Raw genomic sequence first — 3,152 nt, 5'->3', positions numbered from 1 at the left:
CGCTGCAATAGTCAGTGTTCCATTAGCCAATGTATAATCTGTACCACTGCCTGTTGCCGTTCCTGTAACGGTGTAATCAACTGAAACTGTTAATCCACTTGCAGCTGATAAATCAACTTGTAAATTCGCACTACTTACTGATTCTAAACCACTTGAACTTGTAGAATTAAATTCAATTGTTGGTGTTGCATCATCATCATTAATTGTATATGTATAAACAGTATTAGTTCCTAAAGTAGCATTTGAAGGATTCGACAAGGTTACAATCACTGTTTCATTATTCTCATCAAATAAATCATTGATAATACTTGCGATAGTGATATCGGCTTCTGTATCACCCGCTGCAAAAGTAAGAGTTCCACTAGCTGGAATAAAATCAATTCCATCACTTGCGGTATTACCATTTACTGAATAATCAACAGTAACTGTTAATCCACTCACTGCCGATAAATCAACTTGTAGATTAGCACTACTTACTGATTCTGCTCCATTAGAACTACTTAAATTAAAAGCTATAGTTGGTGTGGCATCATCATCATTAATTGTATAAGTATGAACAGTATTTGTTCCTAAGGTTGCATTTACAGGATTCGACAGCGTCACAATCACAGTTTCGTTATTCTCATCCAGTAAATCATCCACAATACTTCCTATTGTGATGTTATCGCTAGCATCTCCGGCAGCAATCGTTAAGGTACCATCTGCTAAAGTATAATCAACTCCACTTCCACTTGCTGTGCCAGTAACCGTGTAATCAACAGTAATAGTAAAACCAAATGCCGCAGAAAGATCAACTTGCAAATCAGCACTACCAATCGATTCTAATCCAACTGAAGAAACCAAATTGAAAGCGACCTCCGGCGGAGTATCATTATCTGTAATCGTATAGATGTGCAACGTATTGATTCCCAAGATGGCATTCGTTGGATTTGAAAGAGTCACAATAACCGTCTCATTATTTTCAATCAACAAATCATTGACAATGCTAGCAATTGTAATATTATCAGTTGCATCACCTGCTGCTACTGTCAATGTTCCATTGGCCAGGGTATAATCTGTTCCGCTGCCTGTTGCTGTTCCTGTAACGATGTAATCAACAGTAACTGTTAATCCACTTGCAGCTGATAAATCAACTTGTAAATTTGCACTACTTACAGATTCATCTCCATTAGAACTACTTAAATTAAAAGCTATAATTGGTGTGGCATCATCATCTTCAATAGTATAAGTATGAACAGTTTTAGTTCCTAAAGTAGCATTTGAAGGATTCGACAAAGTAACTATAACTGTTTCGTTGTTCTCATCAAATAAATCGTTAACGATACCGGCTATTGTGATATTGCTATTAGAAGTACCAGCAGGAATAGTTAAAGTTCCATTTACTAAAGTGTAATCTGTTCCACTGCCTGTTGCTGTTCCTGTAACGGTGTAATCAACTGCAACTGTTAATCCACTAGCTGACGATAAATCAACTTGTAAATTTGCACTACTTACAGATTCTGCTCCATTAGAACTACTTAAATTAAAAGCTATAGTTGGAGTTGCATCATCATCATTAATTATATAAGTATGAACAGTGTTTGTTCCTAAGGTTGCATTTACAGGATTCGACAGCGTCACAATAACAGTTTCGTTATTCTCATCCAGTAAATCATCCACAATACTTACAATTGTGATATTATCAGTCGCATCACCTGCTACTATAGCCAATGTTCCATTAGCCAATGTATAATCTGTTCCGCTGCCTGTTGCAGATCCTGTAACGGTGTAATCAACTGAAACTGTCAATCCACTTGCAGCCGATAAATCAACTTGTAGATTAGCACTACTTACTGATTCTAAACCACTTGAAATTGTAGAATTAAATGCTATTGTTGGAGTTGCATCATCATCAAGTATTGTTGCTGTAGCTTGTTGTGTTCCCGATTCGGTACCATTTGTAACTGATAAAATATCAATTATCACTGTTTCATCATTTTCATCTATATCATCACTAACAGAAGAAAGTTGTATTGAGTTAGACGTATTCCCCGCTGATATTACTATTGATGATGCAGGTAAAGTATAATCGGTACCCGAACCAGTTGCTAGTCCTGAAACAAGAAGATTTGTTGTTACATTTTTATTAAAACTGTGAGATAATGTTGCTTTTACATTTGTTGTTCCTCCATTTTCAGAAATTGTAGATATGGGGTCCAAACTTAGTGTTACAGTTGGTTCTGAAATAACTGTTAATGTAGCTACATAAATTAATGAACTATAGACAAAGCCATCGTACACAACAAATTGAAAATAAGCACTTGCTCCATCTGTATTATAGTACTGCAAATTTCCATTATCTAAATTAGCCCTGCTCACACTGGTTCCACCAGCTAGCTCCTCACCTACATCGTAATCATCATCATTATCGGCATCAATATATAAAATGCCATTAACAGGTACTAAATTAACTGCAATCTTAACCAAATTATCTCCATCAGAATCTGAATATCCAAAGTCGGAAGTTGCAAATACATAAGATGTTCCTTCATATATTGCTGTTGCTGAAAAATTACTTGCTGTAGGATTATCGTTAACTGCTGTAATATCAACATTAACTGCTCCTAAGGAAACATTTGTTCCGCCACCTGTTCCTGTATAACCTCCATCATTTGCGGTTAGTGTTAAAGTAGCCGCATCGTTTCCATTTGCATTAGAAGCCCCTGCATATTTTATATTAGATGCGGTATTTAAATAAGTATCAATATTAGCAACTGTCCCCGTTAAAATTAATGTCCCTGTACCTGAACCGCCAATGGTGACTGAACCACCCGAACTAGCAGTAAGAGTGCCTGCTGACGCAGCAACAGTTAATACAATACTGTTTGATCCTGCATCAACATCAATTAAAGTAGCAGCAGAAAGATCAACATTACTTGCCACATCTTCAGTAACTGTAATATCAGTTGGTAAACCTGAAATGCTTGGATCATCGTTAATGGCAGTAATATCAACATTAACTGTTCCCAAAGAAACATCCGTTCCACCACCTGTTCCAGTATAACCTCCATCATTTGCGGTTAGTGTTAAAGTAGCCGCATCGTTTCCATTAACATTCGAAGCCCCTGTATATTTTATATTAGATGCTGTATTTAAATAAGTATCAATGTTGG

The 3,152-nt window shown here is 36.4% G+C and carries 1 protein-coding gene; it reads right to left on the bottom strand.

All coding sequences use genetic code 11. The features are described 5' to 3' along the window. Nucleotides 1–3,152, bottom strand: a 3,152-nt coding sequence (locus DWB61_RS17465; protein WP_225423417.1) for a beta strand repeat-containing protein, incomplete at both ends; no start/stop codon positions are given.

Source organism: Ancylomarina euxina (genome assembly GCF_003863355.1).
Classification (GTDB): domain Bacteria; phylum Bacteroidota; class Bacteroidia; order Bacteroidales; family Marinifilaceae; genus Ancylomarina; species Ancylomarina euxinus.
The sequence above is the reverse complement of the archived record's forward strand: the minus strand, read 5'-3'. Positions and strand labels throughout refer to the sequence as shown.